Here is a 12,488-nt window from a genome sequence, read left to right as displayed (position 1 = left end):
GACGGCGGCGGATGTGAGGCGATGCTCACACGTCGATGCGGTATCCCCGCTTCACGACGGTGGCGATGAGTCCCGGTACGGCGAGCGTCTGGCGCAGGCGGCTCAGGGCGACCTCGAGGGCGTGCTCGTCGTCGGTGCCCGGCAGCGCGGACGTGAGCCGGTCGCGCGCCACGACGGAACCCCGCGCCTGCACGAGCGCTCGGAGGATCATGAGGGCGACGGGTGCGAGCGCAACGCGGCGCTCGTCGACGTCGACCACGGAGCCGCGGAGTTCGAGCGGGCCGTGACGGGTGTCGAGTCGCAGCACCCGTTCCGATTCGAGGTGTTCGCAGACGAGCCTGATGAGTGCGCCCATGCGGAAGCGCTCCGGCTGGATCGGCTCGATGCCCGCCGCGACGAGCGGCGCCGCCGTGACCGGGCCGACCGCCGCCGCGACGACCGGACCGCACATCGCGTCGATCAGGTCCTCGAGCCTGCCGCGCGCTTCCGCCGCGGCGAACAGCGCGTGGACCGCGGGGGCACTCGTGAAGGTGATGCAGTCGAGCCCGCCGCTGCAGGCCGACTCGATGAGGCGGTCGACCCGTTCGTCGGTCTCGTCGGGCTCGATCCAGCGGTAGGGCTCGACGGTCAGCACCCGGTCGTGGGCGTCGCGCAAGCGGTCGAGCTGCGACGGGTTCAGGAACCCGTGCAGCTGCACGGCGACGGTGAGCCCCGATGGCCGGGTGGCGAGCACCTCGTCGATGAGGGACTCGGTGGTCTCCTCGGCGCTCATGCCCACGTCGTTCAGTCCGGCAGCACGGATGCCGCCGCGTGCCTTCGGCCCGCGGACCAGGATCGCCGTCTCGGCGAGCGCGTCGACGAGCTCCTCGCCGAGCCCCGCGGCATCCGCGACCTCGAACCAGCGGCGCACCCCGTAGGCGGTCGTGGCGAGCAGTACGTCGGGCCGCGCCTCGATGATGGCTCGAGTATCGGCGATGACGGGATCGTCGCTGACGGCGTTTGCCATGCGAAGCGTCGGGGCATGGATCACGGTCGCGCCGCGGCGGGCGAGGGCGTCGATGAGGTCGGCCGAGCGCCGGTCGCTCGTCACGCCGATGCGGAATCCCGCGAGCTGGTCGGCGCGGAACCCTGGTGCGCACTCGAGGAGGTCGCTCACCGGGCCACCGCCGTGAAGCCGGCCGCGCGCTCCATGAGCTCGGCGGCGCCGGCATCGCCGTCGTGCGCGAGGCGTACGACCTCGCCGACCACGACGACCGCGGGGGAGGCGACACGGGCTCGTCCCGCGGAGACGACGATGTCGGCCAGGTCGCCGCTCGTCGTGCGCTGGTCGGGCCGGAAGCCCCGCTCGATGATCGCGACGGGCATCTGCGCGGGCATGCCGTACCGGGCGAGGCCGGCTGTCAGGGAAGGCAGCGAGTTCACGCCCATGAGCACGACGATCGTGCCACCGAGCCCGGCGAGGTGCTCCAGCTCGGTCTCGGTCAGCGGCGCATGACCGGAGACCACCGTGAAGAGGTGGCTGACGCCCCGGTGCGTGAGCGGGATTCCCGCGGCACCGGGCACGGCGACGGCGCTCGTGACGCCCGGGATCACCTCGACCGGCACTCCCGCGGCGTGGCAGGCGAGCACCTCCTCGCCGCCGCGCCCGAGCACGTAGGGGTCGCCGCCCTTCAGCCGCACGACGTGGCGGCCCGCGAGCGCGTGCTCCACCAGGAGCGCCTCGATCTCGTGCTGCGGCACGGCGTGGTGGCCGGGACGCTTGCCGACGTCGACGAGCTCGGCGCCCGGCGCGAGCTCGTGCAGCCGCTCGTGCGGTGCGAGCCGGTCGAAGAGCACGACGTCGGCGTCGGCGAGCGCACGCGCACCGGCGAGCGTCAGCAGGTCCTCTCGGCCGGGCCCGCCGCCGACGAGGGTCACGCGGCCGGTCATGCGTCCACCTTTCGAACCGGGATCGACGCGCCGGATATGAGCACCGCTTCGCCGCGCTCGCGTTCCTCAGGCGTCGCCGGACGCATCTGACCGCGTCCGTCGGGCACCTGGGCGATCGAGGGGTCGGGCAGGTCGGGTGCGTTCACGAAGGAGCGGAAGCGCCGCAGGCGCTCGGGATCCGCGAGCGTCGCGGCCCACTCGTCCTCGTAGGAGCCCACGTGAGCGTCGACGGCGGCCTCCAGCTCCGCCGCGAGACCGAGCGAGTCGTTCACGACGACGTCGCGCACGTGGTCGAGTCCGCCCTCGATGTCCTCGATCCAGCGAGCCGTGCGTTGCAGGCGGTCGGCCGTGCGCACGTAGTACATGATGTAGCGGTCGATGAACTTCAGCAGCGTCTCGTCGTCGAGGTCGCTCGCGAGCAGTTGGGCGTGCGCCGGCTGGAAGCCGCCGTTTCCGCCGACGTACATGTTCCAGCCCTGGTCGGTGGCGATCACGCCGACGTCCTTGCCACGGGCCTCCGCGCATTCGCGGGCGCACCCCGAGACGCCGAACTTGAGCTTGTGCGGTGATCGAAGGCCGCGATAGCGAAGCTCGAGCTGCACGGCCATCGCGACGGAGTCCTGCACGCCGAAGCGGCACCAGGTCGAGCCGACGCAGCTCTTCACGTTGCGCAGCGCCTTGCCGTACGCCTGTCCCGACTCGAAGCCGGCGTCCACCAGCCGCTTCCAGATATCGGGCAGCTGGTCGAGTCGGGCGCCGAACAGGTCGATGCGCTGACCACCGGTGATCTTCGTGTAGAGCCCGAAGTCGGTGGCGACCTGGGCGATGACCAACAGCTTGTCGGGCGTGATCTCGCCCGCAGGGATACGGGGCACCACCGAGTAGGTGCCGTCTTTCTGCATGTTCGCCATTGCACGGTCGTTGGTGTCCTGGAGCCCGCCGCGACCGCCGTCGAGGATGTACGACCCGTGCTGCGTCGCCAGGATGGAGCCGACGACCGGCTTGCACACGTCGCATCCGCGGCCGTTGCCGAGCCGCGCGACGATCTCGTCGAACGAGGTGAGCTCGAGCACGCGGATCGACTCGAAGAGCTCCTGGCGCGAGAGCTCGAAGTGCTCGCACAGCGCCCGCGACGGGGTGATGCCCGCCTTGGTGAGCTCGGTCTCCATGAGCTTCTTCACGAGCGGCACGCACGACCCGCACTGCGTTCCTGCACGCGTGCAGGACTTCAACGCACCGAGCTCGGTGCACCCCTCGGTGTGCTCGTCGCCGTTCACCGCGTCGCGGATCGTGCCCGCTGCGACGTTGTTGCAAGCGCAGACGAGAGCGGATGCCGGCAGTTCGTCACCCGCGGGCGCCTCCATGCCGGATGCCGAGAGGTAGGCGGCGGGCTCCGACGAGAGCTGCATTCCGAGCATCGGGCGCAGCGACGCGTAAGGCGATGCGTCACCGACGAAGATGCCGCCGAGCAGCGTCTTCGCGTCGTCGGTCATGACGAGCTTCTGGTAGAGGCCGCGAGCCGGGTCGGCGTAGACGATCTCGAGCGCCTGCTCGGTGCGCGCGAGTGCGTCGCCGAAGCTCGCGACATCGACGCCCGAGAGCTTCAGTTTCGTCGCGTCGTCGACGCTCGTGAACTCCGCTGCGCCGCCGAGCAGCCGGTCGGCCACGACCTCGGCCATCGCGTTTGCGGGGGCGACGAGCCCGGTGCAGCGCCCTTCGAAGCTCGCCACCTCGCCGATCGCCCAGATCCGGGCAGCGGATGCCGCGCACGCGGTGCTGATCGCGATGCCGCCGCGCGGCCCGAGCTCGAGTCCGAGGTCGCGCGCGAGTTCGTCGCGAGGACTGATGCCGATCGCGAAGACGACGAGGTCGGCGTCGATGCGGCGCCCGTTGGTCAGCTCGACGCCGACGACGGCGTCGGCCTCGATGAGCACCGCCGCCGGGCGGGTGCCGAGGTGCAGGCCGATGCCCTGCCCCGAGATGATGCGGCCGAGCGCGCGCCCGGCGCCTTCGTCGAGCTGCGCCGACATGAGCCAGCCGCCCGAGTGCACGACCGCGGCGTGCGCGCCGAGCTTGGCGAGGCCGCCTGCCGCCTCGAGGCCGAGGAGGCCGCCGCCGGCGACGACGACCTGCGCGGGGCGCCCGTGCCGATCAGCGAGCTCCCGGGTCTCGGCCACGAGGGCGTCGACGTCGTCGATCGTGCGGTAGACGCGGGCGTGGTCGCGGCCGGGGAGTTCGGGCACCGGCGCACTCGAGCCGGTGGCGAAGACGAGTTCGTCCCAGTGCAGGGCTCGCCCGCTCGACGTCGTGGCCGTCTGCGCCTCGCGATCGATCGCGACGACGCGCTCGCCGGTGACGAGCCTGATGTGGTCGTCGTCCCACATCGACGAGGGCTGCAGGGTCAGGTCGGCCGCGCCATCCGCGAGTCGCGTGCTGAGTGCGACGCGGTCGTACGGATGGTGCAGCTCCTCACCGACGACCGTGACGCGCAGTGCGCGGCCGGAGTCGCGGGCGTGCAGGCTGTCGGCGAGCCGGTGCGCCGCGGGTCCTCCGCCGATGATGACGACGTCTCGCACGCCCGAATGCTCTTGGGTGCTCTCGATCATGGCTGCCTCCCGGGCTCGATGGAGGCGAGCTCATGGCTGCCTCCGGGGTCCGAATGAGGCGAGCGTACGACCGGCCGGTTTCGGCCCTGTTTCGGGGCGGTAACCGAAGGGGTCGTCCGACGCACGAGCGGCGATGGGCGATGTGAGCACGGTTTCACGTCGGTGAAACATGCGGATGCCGCCGAGGAAACACCCGGAACCTAGCCTCGGAGGCAGGGAGAGAGGAGCCGGCATGTCGCTGACGATGGAGACGACCACCACGTGGGTGCCGACCTGCGAGGTCGCGGACCTCGAGCCCGGGTGGGGCGAGGTCGCGCTGCTCGGGCGCACGCAGGTCGCCCTGCTGCGCCTCGACGAGGAAGAGGTGTACGCCGTGGACCACCACGACCCGCACACGGGCGCACCCGTGATGGCCAGGGGCATCCTCGGCTCGCGAGGCGACCGGCCGACGATCGCATCGCCGCTGCACAAGGAGGTCTACGACCTCGGTACGGGGGAGTGCTTCACCGACAGCGCTCTGGCGCTGCGGACCTATCGCACCCGAATCGTCGGCGGCATGATCGAGGTCGAACTCGAGCGCTGAGCGCGAGCGCCCCGGTGGAAGCCGTCAACCGGCCCCGTCGTCAGGAACGCTGCGTGAGCACGATCGGGTCGCCGTCGGTGATCGCGATCGTGTGCTCCGAGTGCGAGCCCCGCGAACCGTCGGCGCTGCGAAGGGTCCAGCCGTCGGGATCGGTGAAGATGCGATCCGTCGTCTCGAGGAACCACGGCTCGATCGCGATGACGAGTCCGGGCTTCAGCGGCAGGCCTCGACCCGGTCGCCCGTTGTTCGGGATGTGCGGATCGCCGTGCATCGTGCGGCCGACGCCGTGACCGCCGAAGTCGGTGTTGATCGAGTAGCCCTCGGCCTTCGCGACATCCGCGATCGCCCGGGAGATGTCGCCGATGCGATTGCCAGTGCGGGCGGCGGCGATGCCGGCATCGAGCGCCCGCCGAGTCGTGTCGATGAGGCGCAGGTCTTCCTCGCGCGGTGTGCCGACGACGAGGGAGATCGCCGAGTCGGCGACCCATCCGTTCACCGACGCCGCGAAGTCGAGGCTCAGCAGGTCGCCGTCGCGCAGCGTGTAGTCATGGGGGAGTCCGTGCAGCACCGCGTCGTTGACCGAGGTGCAGATGACCTTTCCGAAGGGGCTCGCGCCGAACGACGGGTGGTAGTCGATGTAGCAGCTCTCGGCGCCGGCCTTCCGGATCATCTCGTGCGCGAGGGCGTCGAGTTCGAGCAGGTTCACTCCCACCGCAGCCGCGGCCGAGGTGGCCTCCAGTACGCTCGCCACGAAGCGGCCGGCGGGCCGCATCTCCTCGATCTCTGCAGGGGTCCGAAGTTCAATCACGAGTCCATTCTGTCGGCTCCGCCCTGAGTGAACACCCGGCGCGCGCCGAGCCGGTCGGATTACGCTGTGATCATGCTCCTGCGGCGCGCCCTGTACAGATGGCAGATGATCTCGGTCGTCGTGCTGCCGATCTGGCTCGCCGTCGGCTGGGCGATCTTCGGCGGGGGCGGCTGGGGCACGCTCGGACTCGTGCTCGTCGTGCCGATCGCCTTCGTCGTGCTCGGCATCGTCGCTCTGCTCACGAACGTGCGGCCGACCGTGCGCCACGAGCGCGCGCTGTCGTGGATCGACGTCGGCGTGCTGACCGCCTGGCAGCTCTCGATCATCGCCACGGGGTTCTACGGCGCGACGGCCACCGGCTTCGGCGTGCTCGCGATCCTGCTCGGCATCGCCGCATTCTGGGTCGCCGTGTGGCAGCTCGTCACCGACGGCGCCAATCGCATGAAGGCCTCCATGGCGGAGTTCGAGCGGCTCGCCGGGGAACAGCCGGGTTCGTCCAACGGCGGCTCGACGAGCGGTGCTCAGGGCGCCGCAGGCCCGGGTGCCCGGCGTCCGCCCTTCGACGACGGCAGCGACGACGTGATCATCATCCACGAGGTCCGCGAAGACTGATCGGCGTTCGGGCAGACGCGCGAGCGGGCCATTCAAGCCCGCTTTTGGCCTGTGGCCCGTCAGCGTGGCACAATAGAGGATTGTGCCGCCGCAGGTCTCTGCCTCCGGGGAGCACGCACGCACGATTCCTCGTGCGAGGCGGCACCAGAACTTCCATCCAATGATCCGCGTTCGACCGGTTGCGGGCGCAGAGAGCGAACCAACATGCATATCCTCGACCACGTCGACGCCGCGAGCCTGAGGTCGGATGTCCCCGACTTCCGCCCCGGCGACACCGTCAAGGTGCACGTCAACATCATCGAAGGCACGCGCGCCCGCATCCAGGTCTTCCAGGGCGTCGTCATCGGCCGCCAGGGCGAAGGCGTGCGCGAGACCTTCACGGTCCGCAAGGTCAGCTTCCAGGTCGGCGTCGAGCGCAAGTTCCCGGTGCACTCGCCCGTGATCGATCACATCGAGGTCGTCACCCGCGGTGACGTGCGTCGCGCGAAGCTGTACTACCTGCGCAAGCTCCGCGGCAAGAAGGCGAAGATCAAGGAGAAGCGCGACGCCTGATCCGCTTCGCGGATCGCGCTCCACGCGAACTCCTCCCCGAGCTCCCCACCCCTAGACTGGGTGGGGAGCTCGGGCGGTTAAATGACAGAAGAAGACACAGGAACGCGAACAGATCGCGTGGATTCGGCGACGCCGAGTAGACGACGCGGCGTTCTGCTGTTCCTCCGAGACCTGCTCGTCATCTTCGTGGTGGCCGTGCTCGTCTCGTTCCTCATCAAGACGTTCCTCATCAGGTCGTTCTTCATCCCATCGCAGTCGATGGAGGAGACGCTCGTGAAAGACGATCGCATCATCGTGAACCAACTGGTTCCCGAGGTGACGCCGCTCGAACGCGGCGACGTCGTCGTGTTCCGCGATCCCGGCGGATGGCTGCCGGCGCGCACCGAGGTCGAACAGCCGCCCCTCGTGGCCGCCGTCGACTGGTTCCTGGCGTTCGTGGGGCTCGCCGCCCCCGACTCCAACGACCATCTCGTCAAGCGCCTCATCGGGCTGCCCGGCGACCACGTGGTCTGCTGCAACGCCCTCGGGCAGATGAGTGTCAACGACGTTCCGCTCGACGAGCCGTATGTGGCGCTGCCGCCCGGTGACACCAAGGTCTCCGCCGACGACTTCGACGTCGTCGTTCCCGAGGGCTCGCTCTGGGTGATGGGCGACAACCGCTACAACTCGAAGGACTCGCGGTACAACCGGGAGACGCCGCTCAAGGGCTTCGTGCCGATCGACAACGTCGTGGGCCGGGCGTTCGTCGTGAGCTGGCCCGTCGATCACTGGGCGTGGCTCGGCAACTACCCCGAGGTCTTCGACGGCGTCGACGAGGCCGGCGACTGAGATGGCGCCCGCAGCAGTGCCGACGCTCCGCGTCGAGCGAGAGTTCTTCGCCGAATCGCCCATGATGCTCGCGTGCGACGAGGTCGGCCGCGGTGCCCTCGCCGGGCCCGTCACGATCGGCCTCGTGCTCATCGACTCCGGCGTCCGCCGGATGCCGGCCGGGCTCCGTGATTCGAAGCTGCTGAGCGAACCCCGCCGTGAGGCGATGGCCCCTCGGGCCACCGCCTGGGTGCGGGCATCCGCCGTCGGCGAGGCCACTGCAGCCGAGATCGACGAACTCGGCATCATGGCCTGCCTCGGGCTCGCCGGGGCCCGTGCGTTCGCCGAGCTGTCGGCGGCCAACGAGCTCATCGCCGACGTGCCACTCCTCCTCGACGGCAACCACGACTGGCTGAGCGCCTCGATCGAGCGTCGGGCCCGTGTCGTCACGCGGATCAAGGCCGACCGCGACTGCGCGTCGGTCGCCGCGGCATCCGTCATCGCGAAGGTGCACCGCGATCGCTTCATGCGACGCGCGCACGACGAGCGCCCGCTCTACTCGTGGGACGAGAACAAGGGATATTCGAGTCGCGCGCACTTCGCCGCGATCGCCGAGCACGGTCCGAGCGAGCTCCACCGCACCACGTGGCTGCACGAGCAGTCGCAACCCGCGCCGACGCTCTTCGACCTCAGCGTAGGATGAGTGCGATGGATGAGGACGAGTTCGAAGACTACGACCGCGAGGTCGAGCTGGCCCTGTATCGGGAGTACCGCGACATCGTGTCGCAGTTCAAGTACGTGGTCGAGACCGAGCGACGGTTCTACCTCGCGAACGAGGTCGAACTCGTGCGCCGGGACACCGAGCACGATTTCTACTTCGAGCTGACGATGAAAGACGTCTGGGTGTGGGACGTCTACCGTGCCGACCGTTTCGTGAAGTCCGTGCGTGTTCTCACGTTCAAGGACGTCAACGTCGAAGAGCTCGCCACGCGCGAGTTCGAGTTGCCGAAAGAGCTCGCGCTCGACGAGTAGTCGACTGCCTGGTCGAGGCTCGGCCGAGGCCGGCTCAGCTGAGGCGGCGCTCGAGGTGCACCGTCTCGGTGTCGCCGAGGCCCTTGACGAGCGTCTCGCGGAGCTTCGCGCCCGGCGGGAGCAACTGACCGCACGTCGCGGTGACCATCGCGCCAGCCTTGCACCGCGCCGCGCCGTCGAGCGAATGCTCGCCCTGCAGGCCCGGTCACTCGGTCTCCCCAGTCGCGAACTCCCGGAGTTCCCCACTGCCTCGCAGCGGGCGAGCCTGCCGCCCCGTTCGGCCCGCGACGCTGGACGCGGAGGTGGTGCGGATGTCGCACAATGCAGAACTCGGCCGACGCGGCGAACAACTCGCGGTCGAGCATCTCGAGGCTCGCGGAATGCAGGTGCTCGAGCGCAACTGGCGGTGCCGCATCGGCGAGATCGACATCGTCGCGCGTGACGGCCACGACACGGTGTTCGTCGAGGTCAAGACGCGCACCTCGGGCGACTACGGACATCCCTTCGAGGCGATCACGCCGTTGAAGCTCGCGCGCATGCGGCGCCTCGCGATCGCCTGGTGCGAGGCGACGGATGCCCCGGTGTCCCGCATCCGCATCGACGCGGTCGCCGTCCTCGCGCCGATCGAGGCGCCGGCGCTCATCGAGCACCTCGAGGGCATCAACTGATGCCGGTCGCTCGCACGCGATCCGTCGCCCTCCTCGGCCTGAGCGGCTCGGTCGTCGAGGTCGAGGCCGATCTCTCCTCGCAGCTGCCGGCCTTCGTGATCATCGGCCTGCCCGATGCCGCCCTCGGCGAGGCGCGTGATCGGGTGCGGGCCGCGGCGGTGAACGCCGGCTGCCCGCTCCCGCAGCGGCGGCTCACCGTCAACCTCTCGCCGGCAGCACTGCCCAAGCACGGCTCGGGGTTCGACCTCGCGATCGCCGTCGCCTGCCTCGCGGCGGCCGGCGAGATCTCCGCGGAGTCGATCGAGCGGGTCGTGCACCTCGGCGAACTCGGTCTCGACGGCAGGCTCCGGCCGATCGACGGCATCCTCCCTGCCGTACTCGCCGCCGTGCGGGCCGGCTACGACACCGTCATGGTTCCCGCTGCCAACAGCGACGAGGCACGGCTCGTGCCCGGGGTGAGCGTCATCGGCGTGGCGTCGCTGCTCGATGCGGCGGTGCATCACGGGGGCGTCTACGACGAGCGGGAGTTCGATGCAGTACCGGCACCCGATCGCCCTGATCCCACCGCATCGGTCGACGAGCCGCACGGCGACCTCGCGGACGTCTCGGGCAACGACGACGCCGTGCAGGCGCTGCTCGCGGCGGCAGCGGGCGGACACCACGTCTTCCTGCTCGGTCCACCGGGCGCGGGAAAGACGATGCTGGCATCGCGCCTGCCGGGCATCCTGCCCGATCTCGAGGCCGATGAGGCGCTCGAGGTCGCGTCGCTCCGCTCGCTGTCCGGCCGCCCGCCCATCTCGGGGCTCTCTCGTCGCCCGCCGTTCGAAGCGCCGCACCACACGGCCACCGCTGCGGCGATGGTCGGCGGCGGCAGCCGACTCATCCGACCCGGTGCGGCGGCGCGCGCCTCCCATGGCGTGCTGTTCCTCGACGAGGCGCCCGAGTTCCCGTCCGCGGTGCTCGACGTGTTGCGTCAACCGCTCGAGTCGGGCTCGATCGCCATCCATCGGGCCAATGCCGTCGCGTCGTTCCCGGCCCGCTTCCAACTCGTGCTCGCCGCCAATCCATGCCCCTGCGGCAATCACGGCTCGAAGGGCGCGGAGTGCACCTGCCCGCCGAACGCACGCCGACGCTACCTGGCCCGCATCTCGGGCCCGCTCCTCGACCGCATCGACGTGCAACTCCGGGTGCCGCGCATCACCGCGGCCGGCCTCCGCATCGCAGCCGAGCGCCCGGGCATGTCCACCGAGGTCGCACGCGACCGGGTGGTCGAGGCCCGAGCCCGCGCCGCCCGTCGGCTGCGCGGCACGCCGTGGCGAACGAACGCCCAGATGCCCGGTCCGTGGATGCGCGGTGCCGGCGGGCTCCACCCCGGTGGTCGCGCGACCGCCGACCTCGACCGTGCGCTCGAACTCGGGGGCGTGACCATGCGCGGCTACGACCGCATCCTGAAAGTCGCGTGGACCCTCGCAGACCTCGACGGCGCCGATATCCCCCTGCTCGATCACGTCGGCCGAGCACTCTTCCTCAGAAAGGGACTCCCGCTGTGAACGCCGTCCATCGTGGTGCGACCGAGCTGCGTGCCGCACTCTCGTCGGTGCGATCCGTACCGATCGCCGACGCCGATGCGCTCGACGAGATCTACGCTCGAGCACTGCTCGGCTCCGTCGCCGAGCCCGGCGACGGCTTCCTCGGCCGCGCGATCGACGTGTTCGGTGCGGTCGGCGCCGCAACGTTGCTCCTCGAGTCGGCGAGTCCCGCCGACCTCGTCGAGGCGCTGACGAATGCGGGTGGTTCTGCCGACCTTCGCGAGGCGGAGTCGGGCCTCGGGCGATGGTCGCCGCGCCTCGACCTCGGTGCATTCGGCAGGGCGCTCGAGCAGGCGGCTCGGGTCGGCGCCCGCCTCATCCTCCCGAACGATGCGGCGTGGCCGGCCGGGGTCGACGAGCTCGGCATTCACGCCCCACTCGGCTTGTGGATCCGAGGTCGTGAGCACGCCCTCGACGGGTCGTCGGCGTCGATCTCGCTCGTCGGTGCGCGCGCCGCGACCGGCTACGGCGAGCACGTCACCATGGAAGCATCCGCCGGGCTCGTCGATCGGGGCTTCACGGTCGTGAGCGGTGGCGCATACGGCATCGACGGCATGGCCCACCGCTCGGCGCTCGCGAGCGGAGGCACCACCGTCGCCTTCCTCGCCGGGGGCGTCGACCGGTTCTATCCCATGGGGCACGAGACCCTGCTCTCGCGAATCGTCGACACCGGAGCGGTCGTCTCCGAACTGCCGTGCGGGGCCGCGCCCACGAAGTGGAGGTTCCTGCAGCGCAACCGGTTGATCGCAGCGGCGAGCGAGGCGACGGTCGTGCTCGAGGCCGGGTACCGCTCCGGATCGCTCAATACGGCTGGCCATGCCGCTGCCCTCGGCAGACCGCTCGGCGCCGTTCCCGGACCCGTGACGAGTCCCGCCTCCGCCGGATGCCACCGGCTCCTGCGCGAGTACGACGCCATCTGCGTCACGGATGCCGAGCAAATGGCGGAACTCGTCGGGGGAGGACCGCGCAGCGCCGCCTCCGAGCGGCGGTCGCCAGGATCGGTGTCGGAGTCGGTGTCGGAGCCGGAGTCGGACGATCGAGGCGCCCGCGGCGCTGCGGCCTCACCTGAGACGGTGCGTGTGCTCGATGCGTTGAGCACCCGAAGCCCTCGCGAGCTCGCCGACATCGCACGTCGGTGCGGCATGACGCCGTCGGGCGTGATGGGCGTGCTCGGCGGCCTCGAGGCGGTGGGCCATGTCAAGCGGCATCCGTTCGGGTGGCTGCGGGTCGCTCGGAGCTGACGCTTCGCAACCGCCTGCACCGAGGGCTAGCGTGATGCAGGCGGCTGCTGAGGGGCCCGCG

Annotated in this window: 13 protein-coding genes; 9 read left to right on the top strand and 4 right to left on the bottom strand. The window is 70.4% G+C overall.

What is annotated here, in order from left to right; translation table 11 throughout:
- Window positions 1-25: 25 nt before the first annotated feature.
- From ASD23_RS09170 to nirB, 3 genes are read right to left on the bottom strand one after another with little or no spacing between them, the layout of a single operon-like run.
- Entirely contained in the window at window positions 26-1,156 is a 1,131-nt protein-coding gene (locus ASD23_RS09170; RefSeq protein ID WP_056009586.1) for a uroporphyrinogen-III synthase, read from the bottom strand.
- Window positions 1,153-1,965 carry a uroporphyrinogen-III C-methyltransferase gene (gene cobA, locus ASD23_RS09165; protein WP_442854326.1) on the bottom strand — a complete coding sequence of 271 codons (813 nt, stop codon included), beginning with the start codon at window positions 1,963-1,965 and terminating at the stop codon, window positions 1,153-1,155. Before cobA ends, ASD23_RS09170 begins: the two co-directional genes overlap by 4 nt.
- A complete protein-coding gene (nirB, locus tag ASD23_RS09160; RefSeq protein ID WP_056009580.1) occupies window positions 1,926-4,535 on the bottom strand; it encodes a nitrite reductase large subunit NirB in 2,610 nt (869 codons plus the stop codon). The genes cobA and nirB overlap by 40 nt, the downstream gene beginning before the upstream one ends.
- A gap of 232 nt (window positions 4,536-4,767) precedes the next feature.
- Between nirB and nirD the strand changes: the two genes are divergently transcribed.
- A complete protein-coding gene (gene nirD / locus ASD23_RS09155; protein ID WP_056009576.1) occupies window positions 4,768-5,118 on the top strand; it encodes a nitrite reductase small subunit NirD in 351 nt (116 codons plus the stop codon).
- 40 nt (window positions 5,119-5,158) lie between these two features.
- Here the strand turns inward: nirD and map are convergent, their stop codons facing one another.
- Window positions 5,159-5,926 (bottom strand): type I methionyl aminopeptidase, encoded by a 768-nt coding sequence (gene map, locus ASD23_RS09150; RefSeq protein WP_056009573.1) that lies wholly within the window; start codon window positions 5,924-5,926, stop codon window positions 5,159-5,161.
- Between the two features lie 72 nt (window positions 5,927-5,998).
- Here map and ASD23_RS09145 point away from each other — a divergent pair, with 72 nt between their 5' ends.
- From ASD23_RS09145 to dprA, 8 genes are all read left to right on the top strand, one after another.
- Window positions 5,999-6,538: a hypothetical protein gene (locus tag ASD23_RS09145; protein WP_157377049.1), complete on the top strand. Its 540-nt coding sequence runs from the start codon at window positions 5,999-6,001 to the stop codon at window positions 6,536-6,538.
- Window positions 6,539-6,742: 204 nt separating this feature from the next.
- Window positions 6,743-7,090 carry a 50S ribosomal protein L19 gene (gene rplS, locus ASD23_RS09140; protein ID WP_056009567.1) on the top strand — a complete coding sequence of 116 codons (348 nt, stop codon included), beginning with the start codon at window positions 6,743-6,745 and terminating at the stop codon, window positions 7,088-7,090.
- Window positions 7,091-7,171: 81 nt separating this feature from the next.
- Window positions 7,172-7,918 (top strand): signal peptidase I, encoded by a 747-nt coding sequence (gene lepB / locus ASD23_RS09135; RefSeq protein WP_056009565.1) that lies wholly within the window; start codon window positions 7,172-7,174, stop codon window positions 7,916-7,918.
- Between the two features lies 1 nt (window position 7,919).
- A complete protein-coding gene (locus tag ASD23_RS09130) occupies window positions 7,920-8,600 on the top strand; it encodes a ribonuclease HII (RefSeq protein WP_056009563.1) in 681 nt (226 codons plus the stop codon).
- Window positions 8,601-8,605: 5 nt separating this feature from the next.
- Complete coding sequence (locus tag ASD23_RS09125) at window positions 8,606-8,929, top strand: DUF2469 family protein (RefSeq protein ID WP_022891843.1); 324 nt, start codon at window positions 8,606-8,608, stop codon at window positions 8,927-8,929.
- Window positions 8,930-9,240: 311 nt separating this feature from the next.
- Window positions 9,241-9,597 (top strand): YraN family protein, encoded by a 357-nt coding sequence (locus ASD23_RS09120; RefSeq protein ID WP_056009559.1) that lies wholly within the window; start codon window positions 9,241-9,243, stop codon window positions 9,595-9,597.
- Entirely contained in the window at window positions 9,597-11,147 is a 1,551-nt protein-coding gene (locus ASD23_RS09115) for a YifB family Mg chelatase-like AAA ATPase (protein ID WP_056009555.1), read from the top strand. Before ASD23_RS09120 ends, ASD23_RS09115 begins: the two co-directional genes overlap by 1 nt.
- The gene (gene dprA / locus ASD23_RS09110) at window positions 11,144-12,427 is read left to right on the top strand and encodes a DNA-processing protein DprA (RefSeq protein ID WP_235507692.1); all 1,284 of its coding nucleotides are present in this window, start codon (window positions 11,144-11,146) and stop codon (window positions 12,425-12,427) included. Before ASD23_RS09115 ends, dprA begins: the two co-directional genes overlap by 4 nt.
- Window positions 12,428-12,488: the final 61 nt, after the last annotated feature.

The organism is Agromyces sp. Root1464 (assembly GCF_001427265.1).
Classification (GTDB): domain Bacteria; phylum Actinomycetota; class Actinomycetes; order Actinomycetales; family Microbacteriaceae; genus Agromyces; species Agromyces fucosus.
Note: the sequence above shows the minus strand (reverse complement) of the source record. Positions and strands in the feature narration are given on the sequence as shown.

Coding starts and splice junctions, on each gene's coding strand:
- nirB (WP_056009580.1), bottom strand. CDS start 4,535: ATGATCGAGAGCACCCAAGAGCATTCGGGCGTGCGAGACGTCGTCATC.
- nirD (WP_056009576.1), top strand. CDS start 4,768: ATGTCGCTGACGATGGAGACGACCACCACGTGGGTGCCGACCTGCGAG.
- ASD23_RS09145 (WP_157377049.1), top strand. CDS start 5,999: ATGCTCCTGCGGCGCGCCCTGTACAGATGGCAGATGATCTCGGTCGTC.
- rplS (WP_056009567.1), top strand. CDS start 6,743: ATGCATATCCTCGACCACGTCGACGCCGCGAGCCTGAGGTCGGATGTC.
- lepB (WP_056009565.1), top strand. CDS start 7,172: ATGACAGAAGAAGACACAGGAACGCGAACAGATCGCGTGGATTCGGCG.
- ASD23_RS09130 (WP_056009563.1), top strand. CDS start 7,920: ATGGCGCCCGCAGCAGTGCCGACGCTCCGCGTCGAGCGAGAGTTCTTC.
- ASD23_RS09125 (WP_022891843.1), top strand. CDS start 8,606: ATGGATGAGGACGAGTTCGAAGACTACGACCGCGAGGTCGAGCTGGCC.
- ASD23_RS09120 (WP_056009559.1), top strand. CDS start 9,241: ATGTCGCACAATGCAGAACTCGGCCGACGCGGCGAACAACTCGCGGTC.
- ASD23_RS09115 (WP_056009555.1), top strand. CDS start 9,597: ATGCCGGTCGCTCGCACGCGATCCGTCGCCCTCCTCGGCCTGAGCGGC.